Source organism: Pseudomonas sp. 910_23, assembly GCF_052850795.1.
Genome location: NZ_VXCZ01000005.1, coordinates 189,304 through 214,345 on the forward strand (window position 1 = coordinate 189,304; position 25,042 = coordinate 214,345).

Genomic DNA, 25,042 nt, shown 5'->3' on the forward strand with positions numbered 1-25,042 from the left:
TGATCCTGTGGGAGGGGGCTTGCTCCCGATGGCAGTGTATCAGTGCCAAATATGCGGACTGACACACCGCCATCGGGAGCAAGCCCCCTCCCACATTGGATTAATCTTTGTTGTGTCGCTTGCGCACCAGCTTCATCACCACCACAAAGAACACCGGCACAAACACCACCGCCAAGGTCGCCGTGATCATCCCGCCAATCACACCGGTACCAATCGCCTGCTGGCTGGCCGAACTGGCCCCGCTGGCAATTGCCAGCGGCACAACGCCGAGGATAAACGCCAGCGAGGTCATGATGATTGGTCGCAGTCGTAACCGTGCAGCCTTCAGGGTGGCGTCGATCAAGTCCTCGCCCTGGTCATACAGGTCCTTGGCGAACTCGATGATCAGGATCGCGTTTTTCGCCGACAGGCCGATGATGGTGATCAGGCCGACCTTGAAGAACACATCGTTAGGCATGCCACGCAGGGACACAGCCAGGACTGCGCCAAGCACGCCCAGGGGCACCACCAGCAACACCGAAGTCGGGATCGACCAGCTTTCGTACAAGGCAGCTAGGCACAGGAACACGATCAGCAACGACAGCACCAGCAGCAACGGTGCCTGGGAGCCGGACAGGCGTTCCTGCAAGGACAAGCCGGTCCATTCCTGGCCCAGGCCCGCAGGCAACTGGCTGACCAGGCGCTGGATTTCCTCCATGGCCTCGCCGGTGCTGTGCCCCGGCGCCGCTTCACCGCTGATGGCGATGGCCGGGTAGCCGTTATAGCGGGTCAACTGCGTCGGGCCCTGGGTCCACTTGGCTTCGACAAAGGCCGACAGCGGCACCATCTTGCCGGCGTTGTTGCGCACGTTGATCTTCATCAGGTCGGCCACCTGGCTGCGCTGGTCGCCTTCGGCCTGCACCACCACCCGCTGCATACGGCCCTGGTTGGGGAAGTCATTGATATACGCCGAACCAATCGCCGAGGAGAGCACATTGCCGACGTCGGCAAACGACACGCCCAAGGCATTGGCTTGCTTGCGGTCGACTTCCAGTTGCACTTGCGGGGCTTCGGCCAGGGCGCTTTCGCGCACGTTGGCCAGGATCGGGCTTTTTGCCGCAGCGTCCAGCAGTTCGGTACGCGCAGCCATCAACCCGGCGTGGCCAACGCCGCCACGGTCCTGCAAGCGGAACTCGAACCCACTGGAGGTGCCGAGGCCGTCTACCGGCGGTGGCAGGACGGCATAGGCAATCGCATCCTTGAGTTCGCTGAAGGCCATGTTGGCGCGGTCGGCAATCGACGCTGCCGAATCATCACTGCCGCGTTCCGACCAGTCCTTGAGCGTGGTAAATGCCAGCGCCGCGTTCTGTCCGGAGCCGGAGAAACTGAAGCCCATGATCATGGTGGTGTCACCCACTCCAGGCTCGCCTGCGTTGTGCGCTTCGATCTGTTCGGCCACCTGCACCGTACGGTTCTTGCTGGCACCCGGTGGCAGCTGGATATCGGTGATGGTGTAGCCCTGGTCCTCCACCGGCAGGAACGAGGAGGGCAAGCGGCTGAACAACAGCCCCATGCCCACCAGCAATACCAGGTAGATCAGCAGGTAGCGGCCGCTGCGCTTGAGGGCGTACGCCACCCAGCCTTCATAGCGATTGGTGAGTTGGTCAAAGCGCTTGTTGAACCAGCCGAAGAAGCCACCCTTGGCGTGGTGCTCGCCCTTGGCAATCGGCTTGAGCAAGGTGGCGCACAGGGCCGGAGTCAAGGTCAGGGCCAGGAACGCCGAGAACAGGATCGAGGTGGCCATCGACAGCGAGAACTGCTGGTAGATCACCCCCACAGAACCTGGCATGAACGCCATCGGCAGGAACACCGCCACCAGCACCAGGGTGATACCGACGATGGCACCGGTGATCTGGCCCATGGCTTTTTTCGTCGCGTCCTTGGGTGACAAGCCCTCGGTGGCCATGATGCGTTCGACGTTTTCCACCACCACGATGGCATCGTCCACCAGGATGCCGATGGCCAATACCATGCCGAACATGGTCAGCACGTTGATCGAGAAGCCCAGCAACAGCATGGTGGCAAAGGTGCCCATCAACGCAATTGGCACTACCAGCGTGGGGATCAGGGTGTAGCGCACGTTCTGCAGGAACAGGAACATCACCGCAAACACCAGCGCCATGGCCTCAAGCAAGGTGTAGACCACCTTGGTGATCGAGACCTTGACGAACGGCGAGGTGTCGTAGGGGATCTTGTATTCCACATTGGCCGGGAAATAGCGCGACAGTTCGTCCATCTTTGCCCGCACCAGGGTTGCGGTGCTCAGCGCGTTGGCGCCCGGCGACAATTGCACGCTGACGGCGGTGGAGGGCTTGCCGTTCAGGCGAGTAGAGAACTGGTATTCCTGGCTGCCGACTTCGACCCGCGCCACATCACCGATGCGTACGGTAGAGCCGTCGGGGTTGGCCTTGAGCACGATATCGGCAAATTCCGCCGGGGTCGACAGCTGGCCCTTGACCAGGATTGCCGCGGTGATTTCCTGGGTGTTGGTGCCCGGCAAGTCACCGATGCTGCCCGCCGAGACCTGGGCGTTCTGGGCGCTGATCGCCGCGTTGACATCGGCCGGCGTGAGGTTGAAACCGATCAGCTTCTGCGGGTCGATCCAGATGCGCATGGCGCGTTCGGCGCCATACAGCTGGGCCTTGCCGACGCCGTCCAGGCGCTTGAGTTCGTTCATCACGTTGCGCGCCAGGTAGTCGCTGAGCGCAACGTCATCGAGCTTGCCGTCGCTGGAGGTCAAGGTCACCAGCAGCAGGAAGCCGGCGGAGACTTTTTCCACCTGCAAGCCTTGCTGGGTCACGGCTTGCGGCAGTCGCGGCTCGACCACCTTGAGGCGGTTCTGCACATCCACTTGGGCCATTTCCGGGTCGGTGCCCGGCTGGAAGGTCGCGGTGATCGTCGCCGAACCCAGGCTGCTCTGGGATTCGAAATACAGCAGGTGATCGGCACCGTTGAGCTCCTGCTCGATCAGGCTGACCACGCTTTCATCCAGGGTCTGGGCCGAAGCACCTGGGTACACCGCGTAGATTTCCACCTTCGGTGGCGCGACGTTGGGGTACTGGGCTACCGGCAACTGCGGGATCGCCAGGAAGCCAGCCAGCAGGATAAACAGGGCCACCACCCAGGCAAAAATCGGGCGGTCAATAAAGAACTGCGGCATGACGGGTTATTCCTTTACGAGCGGGCTGTCGTCCACTTCAACTTTTTCACCGGCGCGTGCGTGTTGCAGGCCCTCGACGATGATGCGGTCGCCGGGCTTGAGGCCGCTGCTGACAATCCAGCGATCTTCGATCACCGCGCCCAATTCCACCGGCTGCTGGCTGACGGTCTGCTCGGCGTCCAGCAGCAACACCATCGGGATGCCGGCGCTGTCACGGGTGATGGCACGTTGCGGCACGCTGATGCCTTGCTTGTCCACGGCCTGCTCCAGGCGCACCCGTACGAAACTGCCGGGCAACAGGTCGAGGTCCGGGTTGGGGAACTCGCTGCGCAGCGTGATTTGCCCGGTGCCCGGGTCAACGCTGATCTCGGCGAACAGCAGTTTGCCCGGCAACGGGTACAGGCTGCCGTCGTCCTGGATCAGGGTGGCCTTGGCCTGGTCCTGGCCGACCTGCTTCAAGCTGCCGGCACGAAAGGCGCGGCGCAGGTCGTTCAACTCACGGGTGGACTGGGTGAGGTCGGCGTGGATCGGGTCCAGTTGCTGGATGATCGCCAGCGGCGTGGCTTCGTTCTGGCCGACCAGCGCGCCTTCGGTCACCAGGGCACGGCCGATGCGGCCGGAAATCGGCGCGGTCACGGTGGCATAGCCCAGGTTCAGCCTGGCGCGCTCGACGGCAGCCTTTTGCGCAGCAACCTCTGCGTTGGTCTGGCGCAGGGCGGCGCGGGCGTTGTCGTATTCCTGGCCGCTGATGGCGTTGCCTTCAACCAACTGGCTGTAGCGCTGCTCTTGCAGGCGGGCCTGGAACGCATTGGCTTGGGCCTTGCTCAGGTTGGCCTGGGCGCTGTCCAGGTCAGCCTTGAAGGGCGCCGGGTCGATGCGGAACAGCACGTCGCCCTGTTTCACATCGTGACCTTCCTTGAACACACGCTGCATGACCACACCGGCCACTCGGGCACGCACTTCGGCAATGCGCGGCGCGGCGATACGCCCGCTCAGTTCGCTGCTAATGGACAGGGGCTTGGCCTGCAGGGTTTCGATGCGCACTTTGGCCAGGGGCATTTCCGGCGCCTCGTCTGCAGACTGACCACACGCGCTCAGCGCCAGTGTGAGGGCCAACAGGCAAAACGGCGCAAATAGATTCTTCGACATGCTCTTATCCCAATATTGACTGGCGCATCCTAAAGTCACCTGCGCCGTGGTGCTGTGAAGCTGTGTAGGTCGTGTGTGAAGAAGTGTAAGGTACGGCGCGCGTGGCGTCGGGGGCGTATATCCTTGCACAACCTTGCTCACAATGAAGATCAAATGTGGGAGGGAGCAAGCCCCTTCCCACATGGGATTTGTGTACGACTTATCAGTGTATTTTCTGGAAACACCCTATGCCCAACATCCTTCTGGTCGAAGACGACGCCGCACTCTCCGAGCTGATCGCCAGCTACCTGGAACGCAATGGCTATCACGTCAGTGTGCTCAGCCGTGGCGACCACGTACGCGAACGTGCGCGTCTCAACCCGCCGGACCTGGTGATCCTCGACCTGATGTTGCCGGGCCTGGACGGCCTGCAAGTCTGCCGCCTGCTGCGCGCCGACTCGGCGGGCTTGCCGATCCTGATGCTGACCGCCCGCGACGACAGCCACGACCAGGTGCTGGGCCTGGAAATGGGTGCCGACGATTATGTGACCAAACCCTGCGAGCCGCGCGTGCTGCTGGCCCGGGTGCGCACGCTGCTGCGCCGTAGCAGCCTGTCCGAGCCCCAGGTGGCCAACGACCGGATCATCATGGGCAACCTGTGCATCGACTTGTCGGAACGCACCGTCACCTGGCGCGAGCAGGCGGTGGAGCTGTCCAGCGGCGAATACAACCTGCTGGTGGTACTGGCGCGCCACGCCGGTGAAGTGCTCAGCCGCGACCAGATCCTGCAACGCCTTCGCGGCATCGAGTTCAACGGTACCGATCGCTCGGTGGACGTGGCCATTTCCAAGTTGCGGCGCAAGTTCGACGACCACGCCGGCGAGGCGCGCAAGATCAAGACCGTGTGGGGCAAGGGCTATCTGTTCAGCCGCTCCGAGTGGGAATGCTGAACCATGTTCCGTGTGCTGCTACGCCTCTACCTGATCACTATCGTCACCTACAGCGCAGCCATCTTTCTGATTCCCAAGCTGGTGATCCAACTGTTCGAACACCGCTACATGGACTACAACATCGAGCAGTCCCGTGGCCTGCAAAAGCTGATGGTCAAGCAATACCAGCGCGCACCGGTGGAGCACTGGTCCCAGGTGACCGACCAGTTGAGCCGCGATTTTGCGCCATTGAAGGTTGAACTGTTGCTGCGCCAGGACGCTCGCTATACGCCGCAGGAAGAACAACTGCTGGAGCAAGGCAAGTCGGTGATCCGCCTGGGCGAGTGGGGCTGGATGGAAGAAATCAGCTCGCCGATCAACCAGCAGTTCGCGGTCAAGCTGACCATTCCGCCGGACCCGCTGGACATGAACCTGCTGTACTGGTCGATGAACGTGCTGATCGGCGCGGCGCTGCTGGCGTGCCTGCTGGTGTGGCTGCGCCCGCACTGGCGTGACCTGGAGCGCCTCAAAAGCACCGCCGCGCTGTTGGGCAAGGGCCACCTCGGAGAGCGCACGCGCCTTCCGCCCAGCTCCAGCATCGGCAGCCTGGCGACGGTGTTCGACACCATGGCCGACGATATCGAGCACCTGCTGAACCAGCAGCGCGACTTGCTCAATGCGGTCTCCCACGAACTGCGCACACCGCTCACCCGCCTGGATTTCGGCCTGGCGCTGGCGCTCTCCGAAGACTTGCCCCAGGCCAGTCGCGAGCGTCTGCAAAGCCTGGTGGCGCATATTCGCGAGCTGGATGAACTGGTGCTGGAATTGCTGTCCTACAGCCGCCTGCAAAATCCTGCGCAATTGCCCGAACGGGTCGAGGTGGCGCTCGATGAGTTTATCGACAGCGTGCTGGGCAGCGTCGACGACGAGCTGGAAAACCCCGAGATTGTCATCGACGTGGCGCTCGACTGCACCGTGGAGCGCTTCAGCCTCGACCCGCGCCTTACCGCCCGCGCCTTGCAGAACCTGCTGCGCAACGCGACGCGCTATTGCGACAAACGCATTCAGGTGGGGGTCAAGGTGTGTCCCAACGGCTGCGAAATCTGGGTGGACGACGACGGCATCGGCATACCGATGGACCAGCGCGAGCGCATCTTCGAACCGTTCTACCGCCTGGACCGCAGCCGCGACCGTGCCACCGGCGGCTTCGGCCTGGGCCTGGCGATCAGCCGACGTGCCCTAGAGGCCCAGGGCGGCACCTTGACAGCCCTGGCCTCGCCTCTGGGCGGCGCGCGGTTTCGGGTGTGGTTGCCCAGCGCAAGCTGATCAGAGCACTTTGACCGCGCGGCCGATGGCCTGGATCGGCCCGGTCGGTTTACCGGTCGGCGAGCCACGCGGGTCTTCCAGGGTCAGCTCGAACAGCTGGTTGGGCGCAAGCGGCGGCAGCTTGTCCAGCGGTACCGAGAGCGTTTGCCCTGGCTTGACCAGCCCCAACGACACCGGAGCCTGCCAGCCATCGCCTTTGGTCCAGAACTGCAGGGCTTTGTCGTTCGGTACTTCCATTACGCCTAGCGGAATCAGTTGGATCTGTTGGTCATGGCTGGCCTGGATCACCCAACCGGGTGTCTGGCTCTGTGGCGCAACCAACACCACCACAAACGTCGAGTCGGCTACGGGCGGGCGGGTCAGCAACAGTGCGGCCAACACCAGTGTGGTCACCAAACCTGCGCCAGCCAATCCACGCCAGAGCGACAGCAGGTTCCACCAAGGCACGCCGGCATCCTGGTTTGCCGTGCTGTGTTCAATGCGCCGCCACAGCTGTGCGGATGGCGGCACGGGCTCGGCCAAGGCGGTCAGTGGGAGCAGACGCTGTTCCCAGGCATCCACCGCCGCACGCAGCTCGCTGTCATGTTTCAAGCGTTGCTCGACCTCGGCGCGTTGGTTGGCGGGCAGGGTGCCCAGCACGTATTCGCTGGCGAGTTCATCCAGTGGGTTGCTCATGCCATGCACTCGCGCAGCGCGACGAGGCTCCGTTTGATCCAGGCTTTGACGGTGCCCAGGGGCGTGTCCAGTTTCCGGGCGATTTCGTTGTGGGAATAACCGTCGACATAGGCGTGAAGAATGCACGTGCGACGGGTCGGGTCGAGTTGTTCCAGGCAGTTGTACACCTGGCCTTCTCGGGCGCTGAATTCGAAGCTGTCATTGGCGGCGGCGAGCTGCTCGTGTTCATCGCTCAATGCCACTTCCCGGTAGTGATTGCGCACGGCATTGAGCGCCAGGTGCCGGGTGATGCTGAACACCCAGCCCCGTGCCGAACCGCGGCTTGGGTCGAAACTGCCAGCGCCGCGCCAGACCTTGATAAACGCGTCATGCACGACATCTTCGGCCAGGGCTTTGTCACGCACAATGCGCAACGCCACGCCGAGCAAGCGGCTGCTGTCCTCGGCATAGAGTTGGCGCAAGGCGCGTTGGTCGCCACGGGCACATGCCGCCAGGCAGGCTTGATAATCAAACAAACACGGCATCCTTAAAATGGCTGAGTCCTGTGGCGAGCGCACTCGCCACAGACAGCGTAGCCGAGTTTGCTCAGTTGGCCGCCCAGAAGATGTAGTCGGCCTGATACTTCACCACAGCCTGCTGGCCTTTGTTCGCCACCGTGCATTCGCTGCTAGGCGCCACACCGCCTTTGAGGGCGACCCGCTGGATGTAACTCACCCCGCTCATGGCACCTTTACCTTCAGCCGGGTTGGCCTTGACCAGTTGATAGGGCAGGTTGCCTGCACTTGAAGGTGCTACCGCCAGTTGGGTACCGGTGATTTTCGAGCCGTCCTGGGCTTGCCAGGTGGCGGGCGGGCCGAAGTAGCTGCCCACCGGCTTGCCGCTGCGGTCATTCAACACGGCTTTGGGGCCGACAAAGAACCACTCGGTCTGGCCGACGGCGTTGGCTTTGTCACGGCATTCGTAGGTGATTTCGCCGACCCCGGTGGTTTCCATCGTAATCTTGTGCCCGTCGGGCACCTTGATACTTTCAGGCAAGCCGGTCTGGGCGAAAACCGCAGGCGCGGCGGTGAGTGCAGCCGCGAAGCAGAACAGTGTTTTAGCGTTCATGGGTAGTGCTCCATTTGAGTAAAACAGCGGGGTGACTGCAAGGACTACACGCGACACGCCCGATTGGATGCACCGGTTAGAAAATAAACTTCAGAGGGCGCACACTGTGCGCCCGCACCCGCCCTATGAGGCGACACGCCGCGTTTTCATACAGGGCGTTGGCGCGAAGCCTTCACGGGTGAGTACTTTTCCGCACCTGAAATGAGCTGTTTTGCGTATCAGCATGTGGCAACCCCAGGAAGTGATCATGGATCGCTTCCTGTCGGTAAGCTTCATCGCGGCGCTACCAGCCGCGCAAAAGGCCACGGCGACCGAGCCATTGTGCGAGTTGATCGACACACACACAGCGCTGCGTGGGCGTGACACTGTAGCGTTCCGGTATCAGACCCAGCCCTATGTCTGCCATCGTCTGGCAGAAAAGGCATAAAGTCAGATCATATTGATATAAGTGGTTATAAGAAAAATCGCTATCCTGCGCCCAGAAATTTATAAGGCCGCAGGTAGCTGTAATGGATGTGGGTAATATTGGTTTCGTGGTTGCCGGCCTGATCGTTGGTTTTATCGTCGGCATGACCGGTGTCGGTGGAGGCTCCCTGATGACGCCGATTCTGTTGTGGTTCGGTATCAATCCGGCCACGGCGGTGGGCACTGACTTGCTGTATGCCGCCATCACCAAGTCCGGTGGTGTGCTGGTGCACAGCAAGAACCGCAACATCGACTGGACCATCACTGGCTGGCTGACCTTGGGCAGTGTGCCGGCGGTGCTTTTGACGTTGTGGTTCCTGGCCAGCCTGCACACCGACCCCAGCGCGATGAATGCGGTGATCAAGCAGGCGCTGGGCTTTGTGCTGTTGCTGACCGCATTGGCGATCCTGTTCAAGAAAAGCCTGTTGGCCTTTGCTCAGCGACATGCCGGTGATGACTACCAAATGCGCCCGCGCAACCTGAACGCCCTGACCGTGGTGACCGGCGCGGTCCTTGGCACCATGGTAGCCCTGACGTCCATTGGCGCCGGCGCCCTCGGCACGGTGGCGCTGTTTATTCTGTACCCGTTCCTGGCCACGCGCCGTCTGGTGGGCACCGAAATTGCCCATGCCGTGCCCCTGACCCTGGTGGCGGGCCTGGGCCACGCGAGCATGGGCAATATGGACTGGCATCTGCTGGGCTTCTTGCTGATGGGCTCGTTGCCGGGGATCTACTTCGGCAGCCATATGACCGGCAAGATCTCCGACAGCGTGTTACGTCCGTGCCTGGCGGTGATGTTGATGGCGGTGGGGTACAAGCTGGCGTTCTGAGCTGCATGTGCTCCAAATGTGAGAATAGGTATCTACACATCTTTTGGTACGGCGCTGTACCCTGTGGGAGGGGGCTTGCTCCCGATGGCGGCCTCAGGGCCGACCAGGATGTTGGATTAGACCGAGTACATATCCATTGCTGCGGTAACGGCTGATATTGGTTCCGCTTTTACAGCGGGTCACTTTTGGAAAAGAGCCCCAAAAGTAACCAAAAAGGCTCTTGCCCCACCACTCGGCACCTCGCTTAGGCTCGGTGTGCCCGTAATCCGCCATGGATTTGGGGGGCCGCCGCCACGCGCCATCCATGGCGCGGGGCGGCTAAACCGGCATCCCTGCCGGTTTACCCCCCAAATCCCTGTCGAATTCCGGCCAGCGTGGTTTAACGGGGCGCCTAAGATCAAGATCAAAAGCAGATCAAGAGCAAGAGCGGCTCGCTTCGCATCGTGGTTACCGTAGGGGGGCTGCGAACTGAAGTTGTGTAGATACCTATGCCCCGATGAGGGAGTGTCAGTAAATACATTCAGGACTGACCCACCGCTATCGGGAGCAAGCCCCCTCCCACAGTTTGACCCAGATCAACTTCAGGCCTTCGCCGGGCCGTTGCCGATTTGCCACACAAACGGTGGCTCTGTCCCGTTGATCACCCAGTCGCCCACGATCCGCGCCTTGTAGATCACCGGATTGTGCGAAGACACCGTCCGTGCGTTGCGCCAATGCCGGTCCAGCGCCTTGCCTTGGCGCACATCCGAGGCCCCTAAGGCGTTGAACAATTGGCTGGTGGCACGCTGGATCAAATCCGAAACCACCACTTGCGCCGTCGCCGACTCAATCTCAGCCGCCACATTGGCTTCGTGTTCGGCCACGTCATTGCCGCCAAAGCGCGCCAGATAAGCCTGTTGCGCCGGCACTGCGGCCTTCAACGCGCTGGCCTGGGCGGCGTATACCAACGCGGCGACTTCGCCCACCACCTGTTGCACCTGCGCATCCTGGCTGACGTGCGTTGCATTGCCATGGCTGTAGATGCGCTGGCGGTTGCGCACCTGGTGGCCCACGTCGATGAGCGCAGCGCGACCGATACCGGCCAGTGTCGCCAGCAACACCAGTTGGTAGAACGCAGTCTGGTATTTGAAGCGGGTGGCAAAGTCGATCAGGTTTTCAGTTTCCACCACCGCGTCGGTAAACCGCGAGGTGCCGCTGCCGGTGGTGCGCTGGCCAAAGCCGTCCCAGTCATCGCGCTGCACTACGCCTGGCTGATGGGTGCGGGTGGCGGCGATCACGGCGGCGCCGGTGTCGCTGCGTTGAGCGTAAACATCGATCCAGTCCGAGAACAGGCTGCCGGTGCTGTAGAACTTTTCGCCGTTGAGTTTCCAGCGGTCGCCGTCAGGGCTGACCTGGGTCACCACCTCACCGATGGCCACCGTGCCGATTTCGGTCCAGGCGCAGCCGACGATATCGCCATCGACAAAACGCTTGAACCACAGATCACGGCTTGCGCCGGGTGGCGCATTCAGGCGGTCTTCGGCAAATGCGAAGTGCCCGCGCAGGGCCTGGGGCACGTTGGAGTCGGCCGCTGCCAGTTCGATCAACAGTTCAAACAACTGCGGCAGTGACGCGCCATCACCGCCGTATTCCACCGGCACCCGCACCGCGCCAAAACCAGCGTCCTTGAGCCATTGAATCGGTTCGTAGGGCAGTGTGCGGCTGTGCTCGCGCTCAACCGCACCCTCGGCGATGCGCTGGAAGATCGGCCGAAAACGTGCGGCCAGCGCAGGGTAATCGGCGCCGGTAGACAGCGGGTTGATGACCTGATGTTCAGTCATGGGTAGGGCTCCTGGCAGTGATCGAATGTGCTGGAGATTGCACAGTTCGTGCCGGGACTTTGCTCCCCTGTTTGCGGTGCGAGAGGGTGATTGGGTGTTGCTCCTGCAACAGCAGATCGACAAACCGCTGCGATCGGTGACATTGCCGGCAGGCTGATCAGATATCCGATTTTTTAACGCAGCGCCCATGGCGCGGGCATTTGCGGGTGACTGGCACGCTTGCTGCGTAAGCTACATGACATCCATTTGTGCGAGGTACCGTCCGATGAGTCAGCAAGCCGTGAAATTTGCCTATTGGGTGCCCAACGTCAGCGGTGGGCTGGTGGTCAGCAAGATCGAACAGCGCACTCACTGGGGCATCGACTACAACCGCAAACTGGCGCAGTTGGCCGAAGCCGCAGGCTTTGAATACGGCCTGACCCAGATTCGCTTCACCGCCGGTTATGGCGCCGAAAACCAGCATGAGTCCGTGGCGTTCAGCCATGCTTTGCTGGCGGCGACCACCACGCTCAAAGTGATCGCGGCGATCCTGCCAGGTCCCTGGCAACCGGCGCTGGCGGCCAAGCAATTGGCGACCATCGACCAGCTCACCAACGGCCGTATTGCGGTGAATATCGTCAGTGGCTGGTTCAAGGGCGAGTTCCAGGCCATTGGCGAACCCTGGCTGGAGCACGATGAGCGCTACCGTCGTTCAGAAGAATTCATCCGCGCCCTCAAAGGCATCTGGACCCAGGACGATTTCACCTTCAAGGGCGATTTCTATCGTTTCAACAACTACACCCTCAAGCCCATGCCATTGGGCCAGCCAGAGGTTTTCCAGGGGGGTAGTTCACGGGCGGCACGGGACATGGCGGCGCGGGTCTCGGACTGGTACTTCACTAACGGCAACACCCCCGAAGGCATCAAGGCCCAGGTCGATGATATCCGCGCCAAGGCCGCTGCCAATCACCATTCGGTTAAGGTCGGCGTGAACGCCTTTGTGATCGCCCGCGACACCGAAGAAGAAGCCCGGGCCGTGCTGGCGGAAATCATCGACAAGGCCGACCCGGAAGCGGTCAACGCTTTTGGTGATGCCGCCAAGCAGGCGGGCAAGGCTTCGCCGGAAGGCGAGGGCAACTGGGCCAAGTCCAGCTTCGAAGACCTGGTGCAGTACAACGATGGCTTCAAGACCAACCTGATCGGCACCCCGCGGCAGATCGCCGAACGCATTGTCGCGCTCAAGGCCGTGGGCGTGGACCTGGTGCTCGCGGGCTTTCTGCATTTTCAGGAAGAGGTGGAGTACTTCGGCAAACGTGTTTTGCCGCTGGTGCGTGAGCTGGAAGCCACGGCCGATGCAGGCGCGAGCGTTTTTTCCAGGCACAAGGCAGCTGTGTGATCTTCGTAGTAGTCGTCGACCCAGGCAAAGCGCCGATAGCCATTGCGCTCATACAGGGAGAGTGCGCCGGGGTTGTCGGTGCGCACTTGCAGACGCAGGTACGCGCAATCGTTGGCCAGGGCGCAGGCTTCGATGTGCTCCAGTAACTGATGGCCCAGACCGATGCCTCGAGCGTGCTCGGCAATGGCGATGGAATACAAGCGCGCCAGCCGGGCGCCACGACGAAACAGCACCAGCCCATAGCCGAGCAGTTCACCGTGCTGTTGCACAAGCCACAACTGGCCATTGGCCCGGCTGATCATCCAGCGCAGACTGCGCGAAGACAGCCGATCACTGCTGAAACACTGCTGCTCCAACGCCACTAATGCAGGCACATCGTCGAGGGTTGCAACGCGAAAGAAAAGAGCCATAAGACCACCGTAAAAGTTGCGTAACGAAACGGGACTTCCCTAAAAGATCGTGCTTAATAGAAAAGGTCGAGTTCTCTAAAGCGGATCAATTATTATGTCGGCGGTACAAGGTCATTGGCGTCAAGTATCCGAGCAAACAGTTGCGGCGACAATAACGTCCAACGGTTATTTTTCCGCGCCACCCCGAAGTTCGAGCCAAGTGGTGATTATTGTCGAGCGCAAGGAAGATTGGGCCTCCTATTTTCCCAGCGAGGATATCGTCACCGCCCAGGAGTACCTGGAGCAGACCCGGGAAAACGAGACAGGCAAGCGCGTACAGGTAATCAACCTGTGCCGCAGCTACAAGTACCTGGGGCACGGCTACTACTGCTCGTTGCTGGCCGAGGCACGTGGGCACAAGGTGATTCCATCGGTGCGCACCATCAGCGAACTGACCAGGAAAGCCCTGTATGGCCTGTCTCTGGATGATCTGGACAAAAGCCTGGAAAAGGCCCTGAGTCATCATCTCTACAGCAATACCGAAGGCTTTACCCTGACACTGTATTTCGGTCGGACCACGATAGAGCCTTTGCAGGAGTTAGCGCGCCAGTTGTTTGAAACCTTTCCATGTCCGATCTTGTTAGTTGAATTCCGTCAACATAACGGCTGGCATATCGAAGGCGTTAAGTCTGGCGTATTGCACAAGTTACGCGACGATCAGGAAGACCAATTCGCCCACGCCCTCGACAACTTCAGTCGCAAGGTCTGGCGTCAGCCGCGCTCACGTCGGTTGGCCCGTTATGACCTGGCAATTCTTCACGATCCTCAGGAGCAACTGCCTCCGTCCAACCCCCGCGCCCTGGAAAATTTCATACGGGTCGGCAAGGGCCTGGGCATCGATGTGGAGTTGATCGAGCGCAAGGATTACGCGCGCCTGGCCGAGTACGACGCCTTGCTCATCCGTGAGACTACCAGCGTCGATAACCATACCTATCGTTTCGCCAAGAAAGCCGAAAGCGAGGGGCTGGTGGTGATGGATGACCCCGCATCGATCCTGCGCTGCACCAACAAGGTCTACCTCACCGACCTGCTGAACAGCCACCAACTGGGCATGCCGGCCACCGAGATTCTTTACAAGGAGCGGCCGGAAGATTTCGAGCGCGTCGGCGAACGCCTGGGCTTCCCACTGGTGCTGAAGATCCCCGATGGCTGTTTCTCCCGAGGGGTGATAAAGGTCGAAAGCCAGGCTGCGTTGCTCAAGGCCACGGCCGAGCTGTTCGAGCATTCGGTACTGCTGCTGGCCCAAGAGTTCTTCTACACCGAATACGATTGGCGCATCGGCGTGCTCAACCGTAAACCGATTTTCGCCTGCCAGTACTTCATGTCCAAGGGGCATTGGCAGATCTACAACCACAAGGCCATTGGCCAGGCCGTCAACGGTGAGTGTCGCACCCTGGCGGTCCACGAAGCGCCAAAAGCCGTGGTGGAACTGGCAGTGAAGACTGCCAACCTGATCGGCGACGGCCTCTATGGCGTGGACCTCAAGCAGTCCGGCGACAAGGTGGTGGTGATCGAGGTCAACGACAACCCCAACCTGGATGCGGGCATCGAAGACGCCTACTTGCAGGACGACCTGTATGGCCTGGTGCTGGAGGAGTTTGTGCGCCGCCTGGAACTTAAGCGCCAGGGCCAGGTGTGGTAACAATCAAGCAGATCGCCGAAACTCGCGGTTGCCAGGGCAGGAAGGCGAGCAACCTTTACCTGCCGTCGGACGGTTGATTCGATGCCAGTAAAACCGACATCCGGTTATATTCAGGTTGTCCGCCTGAGTCTATAAATACCGTTCCCAGATGGGAATATAACGACGTTCATGATTCAGGCTCGCAACGTTGGGCCTGAAGCAGTTCCGTTGATGGAGCAGTTCAGCGTCACATTTGTGAGTGCACGTCTCTTTAATGGATTTAAGGAGACACGACATGACTGACTTAATAACTTTTGCCCTGCCTGAAGCTGTAACTGATAGCAAGGCCGATCGCCAATTGGGCCGAGCGCTCATAGATGCTTGGCGCAAAGACGGTATTTTTCAGATCAGCATCCATGACGAACAGGACCAGAAGGTCAAGCGCGCCATGGCAGCCAGCAAGGCTTTTTTCAAACTGCCCCGGGAAGAGAAGTCGCGCTTAGTCAGCAGTCTTACCTATGCAGGGTATGTTGCTTCTGGCGAAGAGGTCACGGCTGGCGAGCAGGATCAATCGGAAATTTTCACCATTTGCAAAGATCTGCCACTGGAGGATCAGCGCGTCGTAGACGGCTGGCCGTGCCACGGTCCCGTGCCATGGCCCAATGACGAATACCGCGACAGCATGAAAGCCTTCCTGGAGGAATTGGGTGACACGGGCGAAAAGTTGTTGAAGCTGGTGGCACTCGGACTGGGATTGGAAATAAATGCTTTGACGCAGCTTAGCGAGGATGGCTGGCACCATATGCGTGTTCTGCGTTTCCCTGCCGAGTCGGCGCAAACCTGCCGAGGTATTGGAGCCCATACCGACTACGGCATGCTGGTGATCGCTACTCAGGATGAGGTGGGAGGTTTGTATATTCGGCCTCCGGTCGACGGCGAACATCGCAAGCGCAACTGGTTGCCTGACGAAAGCACTGCAGGTTTATTCGAAAACGACGAGCCCTGGACGTTCGTGAAACCGGTACCGCGCGTGTTCACAGTGTTTCCGGGTGATATTTTGCAATTCATGACCGATGGACTTCTGCTCTCGACGCCTCACAAGGTCAAGCTAAACTCACGTGAGCGTTTTGCCATGGCCTACTTTCACGAGCCGAGTTTCAGCGTTTCAGCCAAGCCATTATTCAGTCAGAGCCGTACTGAACGTATTCATTACGGCACACATTTCACCAACATGTTTATGCGTTGCTATCCGCAACGGATAACGACCCAGTGCATTCTCAAGGAGAATCGCTTGAGCCACCTGGAAGGTATTAGTCTGGCCCACGCGCACCCTTGAGTTCGTTACTCTCCCGAGCGGGTAGGCCGCTCGGGAGACTTTTCAATGGCCGATCAGCGCCCATTGCTCAAGGTAGTGATTCCACCGGTTCTGCATCAGTTTGTTTTTGCAACGTGAGCACCTCAAACCCGTCCGCCGTCACTGCCACAGTATGTTCCCACTGCGCCGACAGACTGTTGTCCTTGGTCACCACCGTCCAGCCATCCTTGAGACTGCGCGTCTTGGCGCCGCCCTGGTTGAGCATGGGCTCCACGGTAAACACCATACCTTCGCGCAGAACGAGGCCGGTGCCAGGGCGGCCGAAGTGCAGGATCTGTGGCTCTTCATGCATCTGTTTGCCGATGCCATGGCCGCAGTATTCACGCACCACGCTGTAGCCGTTGGCCTGGGCGTGACTCTGAATCGCATGACCGATATCACCCAGGCGAGCGCCGGGCTTGACCTGGCGGATGCCGGCCCACATCGCCTCGAAGGTCATTTCCACCAGGCGTTTGGCCTTGGGCGCCACGTTACCGATCATGTACATCTTGCTGGAGTCGGCAATGAAACCGCCTTTTTCCAGGGTGATGTCGATGTTGATGATGTCGCCGTCCTTGAGGAACTGCGTGGCGCTGGGCATGCCATGGCACACCACTTCGTTGATCGAGGTGTTGATGCAAAAGGGGTAGTCGTACTGACCCAGGCTGGCGGGGCGGGCCTTGAGTTCGTGGCGGATGAAGGCTTCGACGGCGCTGTCCAGCTCAAGAGTGGAGAGGCCGGCGGCGACATAACCGTCGAGCATGTCGAACACCTGGGCCAGCAGGCGCCCCGACTCTCGCATCACGGCCAGTTGGGCGGCAGTCTTGATCATCAGCTGCGTCCCCGGATCAGGTCGGGCTTGTCCAGCAACAACTTGTTGATCAGCTCGTTGTAGGGCAGGTGCGGGTTGAGCTCGGCGAGCAGGCCGATCTTGATCCAGAACTCGGCCTGGGCGTTGATGGAGCGGTCCATGGCGGCGCTGGCCAGGCGCAGCTGTTCGTGCAGTTGGTCGGTGATTTTGACGATGCCCATGAGGTTCACTTGTAGGGTTGATATACAAAGCGTATACGTTTCGTATGCTTTGCGTAAACCCCTGGTTCAAATCAGGCGCGCGATAGTTGCGACATGTTGCCGAAAAGAGCGTCGACACAGGTTGCTGTTTGAACTGACATGCAGGGTTAAACGTTTAATCGCAGTGGTTCGACGATTATTTAAAGGCTGCAATCGGCTTCATATTAATCGGCAGGCCGCTTATGAAGAAAAGTTACAACAACGCTGAGATTTGCCGAGTAGGCTGGGTGAGTACAGGCGTCTGCCAGGGTTGGCAAGACGGGGCAGGCTAGCGCCTGCCAGCCCATAAAAACTGATTGGCAGTCTCAAAAAAGGAGAGGTTGGCCATGCTTTCGGAACTGGAACTTCGCAGCATTATTGAAGGAAGTTTTCTGCCTAAACGGTGCGAATGCACCAAAGCCGAGGATGCTTCGTTGACGATCAAGGTGTATGACGACCGCGACCGTGACCGGGTGGATTTGGAAGTCAAAGGTATAAACGCCGACAAACTCGACAGCAGTCGAGCCATTTGCAACCTGATCACCGGGTTGCGTGAAGACCTCAAGCACACCCAGACCCACACCCCCGCCCTGCGTCGAGCAGGAGGGCGCGGTTATTTCTAGTTAAGCCTTGAATTCAAGTTGACCCAGGGCCTGGCATTCGCCAGGCCCATTGTTATGCGCGTCAGCCCAGCTGATGACGGTACGGCAGGTCGGGGCCGGTCTTGGTACAGGTCAATGCGGCAGCCCGAATCGCAAAGCCGAGCATGTTATCAATCTGCGCGCGCGTGAGCTGTTGCAGGCCAGTCACTGAGTCAAGCTGATGCTCGGTCAGCCAGGCAATCAACGCGGCCTGGAAGGTATCGCCGGCCCCCACAGTGTCAGCCATCACCACCTTGACTGCCGGTGCCGACCAGTTGCCGTGCTGACGGCTGAATACGCTGGCGCCATCGCCGCCGCGGGTGAGGAACACCAGTTGGCAGCGGTGTTGCAGCCAACCGTGCAGCACACTTTCGGGTGACTGGTCGGGGTAGAGCAGGTGCAGGTCCTCATCGCTGACCTTGATCAGGTCGGCATGTGTGACCAGTTCGGCGACGCGATCACGCCATAGTTGGATGTCCGGCTGCGGGTTAAGGCGCACGTTAGGGTCCAGGCTGATCAGGCGCTTGCCGCTTTCGCGCTTGACCAGCGCCAGCAGGGTGTCGCCAATCGGTTGCACCACCAGTGAGAACGAGCCGATATGCAGCCCGCGCACCTCTTCGCCGAGTACCGGTAAATGCGCGACTTCCAGCAACCGATCCGCACAGCCTTCGCCACGGAAGTTGTACTGCGGTGAGCCATTGGCGCCTACAGCGACCATCGACAACGTGGTCGGCGCGGCAAATTCCACCAGGAACTGCTCGCTGACCCCTTCATTTTTCAGCACCTGCAACAAGCGCCGGCCGAGGAAGTCGCTGGACAGGCCGCCGAACAACCCGGCTTCAATACCCAGGCGGCGCAGGCCCACGGCCACATTGAAGGGGGAGCCCCCGGCAATCGCCTTGTAATTGACTTTGGCGGCCTGCCCGCTGGCATCCTCCTCGCTGAAAAAATCAAACAGCGCCTCACCACACACCAGATACATAGTCGTTCGCTCTTAAAGGGATGCCACGTGCTGTTGATAACGCTCATACGCCTGTTGATAGGCGCTGACACTCTCGGTTGCCGGCAAGGTACGGCTGGCCGGGTCGACGCTCACACATTTGTCGCACAGGCTGGCCAAGGGTTCGCCGCTCTGGCACCAGGCGGCCTGGATTGCCGCGCCCAGGGCGGCGGCTTCGCTCTGTTCGGTGCACACCACTTCGGTGTGCATGATATCGGCGACCATCTGCCGCCACACCGGGCTTTTCGAGCCGCCGCCGATCAGGCGGATGCTCTGACTTTGCAGGCCGGTCTGGCGCAGCAGGTCAAGGCCATAACGCAGACCGAAGGTGGTGCCCTCGACCACGGCGCGGCACAGGTTGGCGCGGGTCAGGTTGGTCATGGTCAGACCGTGCAGGCTGCCGGTGGCGTGGGGCAGGGCAGGCACGCGTTCGCCATTGAGAAACGGCAGCATGCAAACCCCGTCGGCGCCAATGGGGGCTTGCTCGACCAAGGCGTTGAACGCCTGCAAGTCGAGTTCGAACAGCTCGCGAATTACCCCGGTGGCGTTGGTCAGGTTCATGGTGCAGATCAGCGGCAGCCAGCCGCCACTGGACGAGCAAAAGGTCGCTACCGACGCCTGCGGGCTGACGTTGGGCTGGTCGGCAAACGCATACACGGTGCCCGATGAGCCCAGGCTCATGGTGATCACGCCGGGAGCGATATTGCCGGTGCCGATGGCGCCCATCATATTGTCGCCGCCGCCGCTGGACACCACGGCGTTGGGGTTGATGCCCAGGCGCTCGGCAATGGCCGGCAGGATCGTGCCCACCGCCTGGTCGGCTTCGATCAACTGCGGCAGCGCTGCCTCCAGGCGGCCGCTGGGGTCGATGTGCCTGAGCAGCGCCACATCCCAGGTGCGGCTGCGCACGTCAAAGTAACCGGTGCCCGAGGCGTCGCCGTACTCGGCGCAGGCGCGACCGGTGAGCCAGTAGTTGAGGTAGTCGTGGGGCAGCAGGATATGGGCGATGCGTGCAAATACGTCCGGGTGCTGTTCACGGGTCCAGAGCAGTTTGGAGACGGTGTAGCCCGGCGCGATGGCTACGCCCAGGCGTTCCAGGGAGCCGCTTTCGCCGCCCAGGTGTGCCAGCAGGCGCTCGTTCTCCGGCGCGGTTTCGGTGTCGCACCATAACTTGGCCGGGCGCAGCACTTCACCTTGTTCGTCCAGCAGCACCAGGCCGTGCTGCTGGCCGGAAACGCCGATGCCAAGGATGTCCTGGCCGTCCACCCCGGCTTGTTGCAGGGCGCGGTGGGTGGCTTCGGTGAAGGCGTGCAGCCATTCCTGGGTGTGTTGCTCGCGCTGGCCGTTGGCGCCGCTGATCAAGGTATGGGCGGCGGCGCCCAGGCCCAGCACCTTGCCGCTGGAGGCGTCGAGGACGATGGCCTTGGTGCCTTGGGTGCCGCAGTCGATGCCGAGAAACAGGTTTTGCTGGGTCATGATGGAGTGCTCAGCAGTATTATTTTTGGATTGGTAACCCGGTCAAGTGTGGGAGGGGGCTTGCTCCCGATGAGGGAGTGTCAGTCAAATACCTTTCTCTGACCTACCGCTATCGGGAGCAAGCCCCCTCCCACAGTTTTAATCCGGTTTGTTCAGGAGTTGTTGCAGGGTTTGGGTGACGCCTTTGTCGCGCAGGCTTGCATAGCACCGCTCAAACGCTGCCACAAATGCCGCCGACTTGGGAATAGCCGTACCAAAAATCTCCTCCACGCCCAGCAAACGCTGGCTGATCAGCGCGTCATCACTCACCAGCCCCTGGCAGAACTCGGCCCGCGGATCGGGGATCGCGTAACGCACGCCATTTTCATCCACCCCCTTCAAATACAAGGCCCAGGCCGCCACCACCAGTGCGGCGCGTTCGGTCTCGCGCCCATCGGCAATCAAGCGATTGATGGTCGGCACGGTAAACTTGGGAAACTTCGACGAACCATCGGAACACACCCGTTCCAACTGGTCGGCAATCGCCTGGTTGGAAAAGCGCTCCACCAGCGTCTGCTTGTACACCGTCAGGTCGATGCCCGGCACCGGCGCCAGGTTCGGCGTAACGTCCAGGTCCATGTACGCACGCATATACGCCACGAACAGCGGGTCGTTCATGGTCTCGTGGACAAACCGATAACCCTTGAGAAAACCCAGGTAGGTGAGGGCCAGGTGGCTGCCGTTAAGCAGGCCGATCTTCATCTCTTCGTAAGGCGTGACGTCATCGGTGAACTGCACGCCGACCTTCTCCCAGGCCGGTCGACCGTTGACGAACTTGTCTTCCAGTACCCACTGCACAAACGGTTCGCACACCACCGGCCAGGCATCGTCGACGCCATGTTCATCATGCAGTTGCAGGCGGTGGGCGGTGCTGGTCATTGGCGTGATGCGGTCGACCATGGCGTTCGGGAAGCTCACGTTGGTTTTGATCCAGTCATGCAGCTCGGCGTTGTGCAGCGCGGCGAAGGCCAGCAGTGCCTTGCGCGTGACGGCGCCGTTGTGCGGCAGGTTATCGCAGGACATGACGGTAAATGCCGCAGTGCCGGCGGCGCGGCGTTGGGTGAGCGCTGCGCAGATAAAACCGAACACGGTTTTGGGTGTCTTGGGGTGCGCCAGGTCATGCTGGATCTGTGGCAGGTGGGCCATGAATTCGCCGTTGCTGTCATCGATGCAGTAGCCGCCCTCGGTGATGGTCAACGAGACGATGCGGATAGCCGGGTCAGCCAGTTTGTCGATCAACGCCTGGGCGCCGTCTTCGGCCAGCAGCATATCGCTGAGGGCACCGATGACGCGTACTTCGGTGTCGTCGGTGTCACCTAGCTCATACAGGGTAAACAAGTAATCCTGGCCGGCCAGGTCGTCGCGGGCCTTGCGGTCCTCGGCACGCAGGCCTACGCCACAAATGCCCCAGTCCAGGCCCTCGCCGGTATTCATCAAGGCGTCGGTGTAATACGCCTGGTGTGCGCGGTGAAAGCCACCGACGCCGATATGGGCGATGCCCTGGCGGGTGTCGGCAAGCGCATAAGCCGGGATTTTCACTTGCGGCGCCAACTGCGTGAGATTGTGTTTATTCAGTTTCATCTAAAAATACTCGCGGAGTCAGGCGGCTGCGCGCAGTGGGCGGGCCACCGCTACGCCGTCGGTGTCGAACAGATGGCAGTGCGCCGGGTCCAGGTGCAGGTGCAACGTCTCGCCGTACTGGCTGGCCATGTCGCCGCGAATGCGCATGGTCAGCGGCTCGCCATTGGCGGTGATGACGTGGCAGAAGGTGTCGCTGCCCAGGCGCTCGCCAACGTCAGCGGTGACGGTCAGGGTGGTTTGCCCTGGCGCGGCGATTTCCAGATGCTCGGGACGAATGCCCAGGGTCACCGCGCTGCCGACGCTCAAGGTCGCGCCACTCAACGGCAGGCTGATCAGGGTGCCAGCGTCCAATTGCACGTCGCAGCCCTGGCCTTCGACACGCGTGACCTTGCCCTTGAGAAAGCCCATCTTCGGCGTGCCGAGAAAGCCGGCCACAAACAGGTTGGCCGGTTGGTGATACAGCTCCAACGGCGAGCCGACCTGCTCGATACGGCCACTGTTGAGCACCACCACCTTGTCGGCCAAGGTCATGGCTTCGACCTGGTCGTGGGTCACGTAGATCATGGTGGCTTGCAGTTCTTTATGCAGGCGCGCCAGTTCCAGGCGCATCTGCACGCGCAGCGCCGCGTCGAGGTTGGACAGCGGCTCGTCGAACAGGAAGATCTTCGGGTTACGCACAATCGCCCGGCCAATCGCCACGCGCTGGCGCTGGCCGCCGGACAGTTGCTTGGGCTTGCGCTCCAGCAGCGGCCCCAGTTCCAGGATGCGCGCCGCTTCGCTGACCTTGCTCTCGACCAGCTTCTTGTCGACACCGGCCAGGTCCAGGGCAAACGACATGTTCTTGCGCACGCTCATGTGCGGGTACAGCGCGTAGGTCTGGAACACCATGGCCAGGTCGCGCTTGGCCGGGGTCACTTCGGTGATGTCGCGGCCATCCAGTTCGATGGTGCCTTCCGTGACTTCTTCCAGGCCGGCGATCAGGCGTAGCAGGGTGGATTTGCCGCAGCCCGACGGGCCGACGAACACCACGAATTCCTTGTCGTTCACTTCAAGGTCAATGCCCTTGATGATCGAGAAACCTTCGAAGCCTTTTTGCAGATTCTTGATTTTCAGGTTGGCCATGATGGGCCTCCTTTTCGAATTATTATTTGACGGCGCCGAAGGACAAACCGCGCACCAGCTGTTTCTGGCTGATCCAGCCAAAGATCAGGATCGGCGCGCAGGCCAGGGTCGAGACGGCGGACAACTTGGCCCAGAACAAACCTTCGGGGCTGGAGTAGGAGGCGATCAGTGCGGTCAACGGCGCAGCGCTCGACGAGGTCAGGTTCAGCGACCAGAACGCCTCGTTCCAGCACAGGATCAGCGACAGCAACACCGTGGAGGCCAAGCCACCCTTGGCGATCGGCAACAGCACGCGGACCATTTCCTGCCACAGGGTGGCGCCGTCCAGGCGGGCGGCTTCGAGGATGTCCTTGGGGATGTCCTTGAAGTAGGTGTACACCATCCACACCACGATCGGCAGGTTGATCAGGGTGTAGATGATGATCAGCGCGATGCGCGTGTCCAACAGGCCAAAGCTCTTGGCCAACAGATAGATCGGCATCAGTACGCCCACCGGTGGCAGCATCTTGGTCGACAGCATCCACAGCAGCGTGCCCTTGGTGCGCTGGGTTTCGTAAAACGCCATGGAGTAGGCGGCCGGCACCGAGATCAGTAGGCACAGGGCAGTGGCGCTGAACGAAATCACCACCGAGTTCCAGGCGTAGGCGAAGTAGTTGCTGCGTTCGTTGATGTGCAGGTAGTTCTCCAGCGTCGGCGTGAAGATGAACTGCGGCGGGGTGGCGAACGCATCGATTTCAGTCTTGAAGCTGGTCAGCACCATCCAGAAGATCGGGAAGAAAATCAGGATCGCGATGGCCCAGGCCAACGTGCCGAGCAGCAGGCTTTGCAGGCGGCGGGATTGTTGAAGTGTCATGGCGCGGCCCTCAAGGCTTGTCAGTCAGGTTTTTGCCGATCATCCGCACCAGGATGATCGCCGCGATATTGGCGATGACCACGGCAATCAAGCCACCGGCCGAGGCCATGCCCACGTCGAACTGCACCAGCGCCTGGTTGTAGATCAGGTAGGCGAGGTTGGTCGAGGCGTAACCCGGGCCACCGTTGGTGGTGGTGAAGATTTCAGCGAACACCGAGAGCAGGAAGATGGTTTCGATCATCACCACCACGGCAATCGGGCGGGCCAGGTGTGGCAGGGTCAGGTGCCAGAAGATCGCAATGGCGCCGGCACCGTCCAGGCGTGCAGCTTCCTTTTGTTCCTGGTCCAGGGACTGCATGGCGGTCATCAGCAGCAGGATCGCGAAGGGCAGCCACTGCCACGACACAATGATGATGATCGACAGCAGCGGGTAGTGCGCCAGCCAATCCACCGGCTCGGCGCCGAAGAACTTCCACATGGCGGCGAGGATCCCCGACACCGGATGGAAAATCAGGTTTTTCCAGATCAGCGCGCCGACGGTGGGCATGATGAAGAATGGCGAAATCAACAGTACCCGCACGATGCCACGGCCCAGGAACTCACTGGCCTCCAGCAGCGCGCTGATCAACACGCCGAATACCACGCTGATCAGCAAGACGCTGCCCACCAGCAACAGGGTATTGGTGGCGCCGGGCAAGAACCCCGAATCGGTAATGAAGTAGCTGAAGTTCTCCAGCCCCACGAATTGGTTTTCACCGGGGTAAAGCAGGTTGTAGCGGATCAGCGAAAAGTACAAGGTCATGCCCAGCGGCACGATCATCCACAGCAGCAACAAGGCCACCGAGGGGCTGACGAGGAACCAGCCGGGGTTGGCCAGGCGGTTTTTGGCGGGTGTATTCATTAGAATCAAGACCAGTCAGATACGAATCGGAGCGCGGTCAGTGTGGGAGGGGGCTTGCTCCCGATAGCGGTGTATCAGTCACACAATCATCAACTGGTAGA

The 25,042-nt window shown here is 60.6% G+C and carries 21 protein-coding genes and 2 pseudogenes; 8 read left to right on the forward strand and 15 right to left on the reverse strand.

Annotated features, from left to right (window positions below; genetic code table 11):
• Window positions 1-100 precede the first annotated feature (100 nt).
• Both FW800_RS08030 and FW800_RS08035 read right to left on the reverse strand, forming a co-directional pair.
• Window positions 101-3,199, reverse strand: a complete 3,099-nt coding sequence (locus FW800_RS08030; RefSeq protein WP_446437380.1) for a multidrug efflux RND transporter permease subunit — start codon at window positions 3,197-3,199, stop codon at window positions 101-103.
• Window positions 3,200-3,205: 6 nt separating this feature from the next.
• Complete coding sequence (locus FW800_RS08035) at window positions 3,206-4,348, reverse strand: efflux RND transporter periplasmic adaptor subunit (RefSeq protein WP_446437381.1); 1,143 nt, start codon at window positions 4,346-4,348, stop codon at window positions 3,206-3,208.
• A 227-nt stretch (window positions 4,349-4,575) separates the two neighbouring features.
• Between FW800_RS08035 and FW800_RS08040 the strand changes: the two genes are divergently transcribed.
• Both FW800_RS08040 and FW800_RS08045 read left to right on the forward strand, forming a co-directional pair.
• Window positions 4,576-5,277, forward strand: a complete 702-nt coding sequence (locus FW800_RS08040) for a response regulator transcription factor (RefSeq protein WP_005788610.1) — start codon at window positions 4,576-4,578, stop codon at window positions 5,275-5,277.
• Window positions 5,278-5,280: 3 nt separating this feature from the next.
• The gene (locus FW800_RS08045) at window positions 5,281-6,582 is read left to right on the forward strand and encodes an ATP-binding protein (RefSeq protein WP_078821478.1); all 1,302 of its coding nucleotides are present in this window, start codon (window positions 5,281-5,283) and stop codon (window positions 6,580-6,582) included.
• Here FW800_RS08045 and FW800_RS08050 read toward each other — a convergent pair whose 3' ends face one another.
• The 3 genes from FW800_RS08050 to FW800_RS08060 all read right to left on the reverse strand — a co-directional run bounded on the left by FW800_RS08050 (window position 6,583) and on the right by FW800_RS08060 (window position 8,364).
• On the reverse strand, window positions 6,583-7,257 hold the full coding sequence (locus tag FW800_RS08050) for an anti-sigma factor (protein WP_078821477.1): 675 nt from the start codon (window positions 7,255-7,257) through the stop codon (window positions 6,583-6,585). It lies immediately after the preceding gene.
• Window positions 7,254-7,781, reverse strand: a complete 528-nt coding sequence (locus tag FW800_RS08055) for a sigma-70 family RNA polymerase sigma factor (RefSeq protein ID WP_103734303.1) — start codon at window positions 7,779-7,781, stop codon at window positions 7,254-7,256. Before FW800_RS08055 ends, FW800_RS08050 begins: the two co-directional genes overlap by 4 nt.
• A gap of 61 nt (window positions 7,782-7,842) precedes the next feature.
• The gene (locus FW800_RS08060; RefSeq protein ID WP_103734302.1) at window positions 7,843-8,364 is read right to left on the reverse strand and encodes a DUF3455 domain-containing protein; all 522 of its coding nucleotides are present in this window, start codon (window positions 8,362-8,364) and stop codon (window positions 7,843-7,845) included.
• 129 nt (window positions 8,365-8,493) lie between these two features.
• Here FW800_RS08060 and FW800_RS08065 point away from each other — a divergent pair.
• Both FW800_RS08065 and FW800_RS08070 read left to right on the forward strand, forming a co-directional pair.
• A pseudogene (locus FW800_RS08065) lies at window positions 8,494-8,791 on the forward strand (class I SAM-dependent methyltransferase); the annotation flags it as partial.
• An 82-nt stretch (window positions 8,792-8,873) separates the two neighbouring features.
• Window positions 8,874-9,659 (forward strand): sulfite exporter TauE/SafE family protein, encoded by a 786-nt coding sequence (locus tag FW800_RS08070; RefSeq protein ID WP_446437382.1) that lies wholly within the window; start codon window positions 8,874-8,876, stop codon window positions 9,657-9,659.
• Between the two features lie 581 nt (window positions 9,660-10,240).
• Here FW800_RS08070 and FW800_RS08075 read toward each other — a convergent pair.
• Window positions 10,241-11,479: an acyl-CoA dehydrogenase family protein gene (locus FW800_RS08075; RefSeq protein ID WP_446437383.1), complete on the reverse strand. Its 1,239-nt coding sequence runs from the start codon at window positions 11,477-11,479 to the stop codon at window positions 10,241-10,243.
• Between the two features lie 265 nt (window positions 11,480-11,744).
• Here FW800_RS08075 and sfnG point away from each other — a divergent pair, with 265 nt between their 5' ends.
• Window positions 11,745-12,854, forward strand: coding sequence for a dimethylsulfone monooxygenase SfnG (gene sfnG / locus FW800_RS08080; protein WP_446437384.1), 1,110 nt, complete (start codon window positions 11,745-11,747; stop codon window positions 12,852-12,854).
• Here sfnG and FW800_RS08085 read toward each other — a convergent pair.
• Window positions 12,821-13,264, reverse strand: a pseudogene (locus FW800_RS08085) (GNAT family N-acetyltransferase); the annotation flags it as partial. The gene sfnG and the pseudogene FW800_RS08085 overlap by 34 nt on opposite strands.
• A 94-nt stretch (window positions 13,265-13,358) precedes the next feature.
• Here FW800_RS08085 and FW800_RS08090 point away from each other — a divergent pair.
• Together FW800_RS08090 and FW800_RS08095 are read left to right on the forward strand one after the other, a co-directional pair.
• A complete protein-coding gene (locus FW800_RS08090; protein ID WP_078821472.1) occupies window positions 13,359-14,945 on the forward strand; it encodes a RimK family protein in 1,587 nt (528 codons plus the stop codon).
• 274 nt (window positions 14,946-15,219) lie between these two features.
• Window positions 15,220-16,260 (forward strand): 2-oxoglutarate and iron-dependent oxygenase domain-containing protein, encoded by a 1,041-nt coding sequence (locus FW800_RS08095; protein WP_446437385.1) that lies wholly within the window; start codon window positions 15,220-15,222, stop codon window positions 16,258-16,260.
• 67 nt (window positions 16,261-16,327) lie between these two features.
• Here FW800_RS08095 and map read toward each other — a convergent pair whose 3' ends face one another.
• Window positions 16,328-17,110, reverse strand: coding sequence for a type I methionyl aminopeptidase (gene map / locus FW800_RS08100; RefSeq protein ID WP_032875785.1), 783 nt, complete (start codon window positions 17,108-17,110; stop codon window positions 16,328-16,330).
• A complete protein-coding gene (locus FW800_RS08105) occupies window positions 17,110-17,310 on the reverse strand; it encodes a ParD-like family protein (protein WP_003190946.1) in 201 nt (66 codons plus the stop codon). Before FW800_RS08105 ends, map begins: the two co-directional genes overlap by 1 nt.
• A 365-nt stretch (window positions 17,311-17,675) precedes the next feature.
• Here FW800_RS08105 and FW800_RS08110 point away from each other — a divergent pair, with 365 nt between their 5' ends.
• Entirely contained in the window at window positions 17,676-17,951 is a 276-nt protein-coding gene (locus FW800_RS08110; protein ID WP_043051062.1) for a DUF1652 domain-containing protein, read from the forward strand.
• Between the two features lie 61 nt (window positions 17,952-18,012).
• Here FW800_RS08110 and FW800_RS08115 read toward each other — a convergent pair whose 3' ends face one another.
• The 6 genes from FW800_RS08115 to FW800_RS08140 all read right to left on the reverse strand — a co-directional run bounded on the left by FW800_RS08115 (window position 18,013) and on the right by FW800_RS08140 (window position 24,941).
• The gene (locus FW800_RS08115) at window positions 18,013-18,951 is read right to left on the reverse strand and encodes a carbohydrate kinase family protein (protein WP_446437386.1); all 939 of its coding nucleotides are present in this window, start codon (window positions 18,949-18,951) and stop codon (window positions 18,013-18,015) included.
• A gap of 12 nt (window positions 18,952-18,963) precedes the next feature.
• Window positions 18,964-20,445, reverse strand: a complete 1,482-nt coding sequence (xylB, locus tag FW800_RS08120) for a xylulokinase (protein WP_446437387.1) — start codon at window positions 20,443-20,445, stop codon at window positions 18,964-18,966.
• Window positions 20,446-20,583: 138 nt separating this feature from the next.
• Window positions 20,584-22,065, reverse strand: a complete 1,482-nt coding sequence (locus FW800_RS08125; RefSeq protein WP_446437388.1) for a mannitol dehydrogenase family protein — start codon at window positions 22,063-22,065, stop codon at window positions 20,584-20,586.
• A gap of 18 nt (window positions 22,066-22,083) precedes the next feature.
• Window positions 22,084-23,187 carry an ABC transporter ATP-binding protein gene (locus tag FW800_RS08130; protein ID WP_446437389.1) on the reverse strand — a complete coding sequence of 368 codons (1,104 nt, stop codon included), beginning with the start codon at window positions 23,185-23,187 and terminating at the stop codon, window positions 22,084-22,086.
• A gap of 22 nt (window positions 23,188-23,209) precedes the next feature.
• Window positions 23,210-24,040 carry a carbohydrate ABC transporter permease gene (locus FW800_RS08135; protein WP_005788583.1) on the reverse strand — a complete coding sequence of 277 codons (831 nt, stop codon included), beginning with the start codon at window positions 24,038-24,040 and terminating at the stop codon, window positions 23,210-23,212.
• 10 nt (window positions 24,041-24,050) lie between these two features.
• Window positions 24,051-24,941 (reverse strand): carbohydrate ABC transporter permease, encoded by an 891-nt coding sequence (locus FW800_RS08140; RefSeq protein WP_446437390.1) that lies wholly within the window; start codon window positions 24,939-24,941, stop codon window positions 24,051-24,053.
• Window positions 24,942-25,042 lie beyond the last annotated feature (101 nt).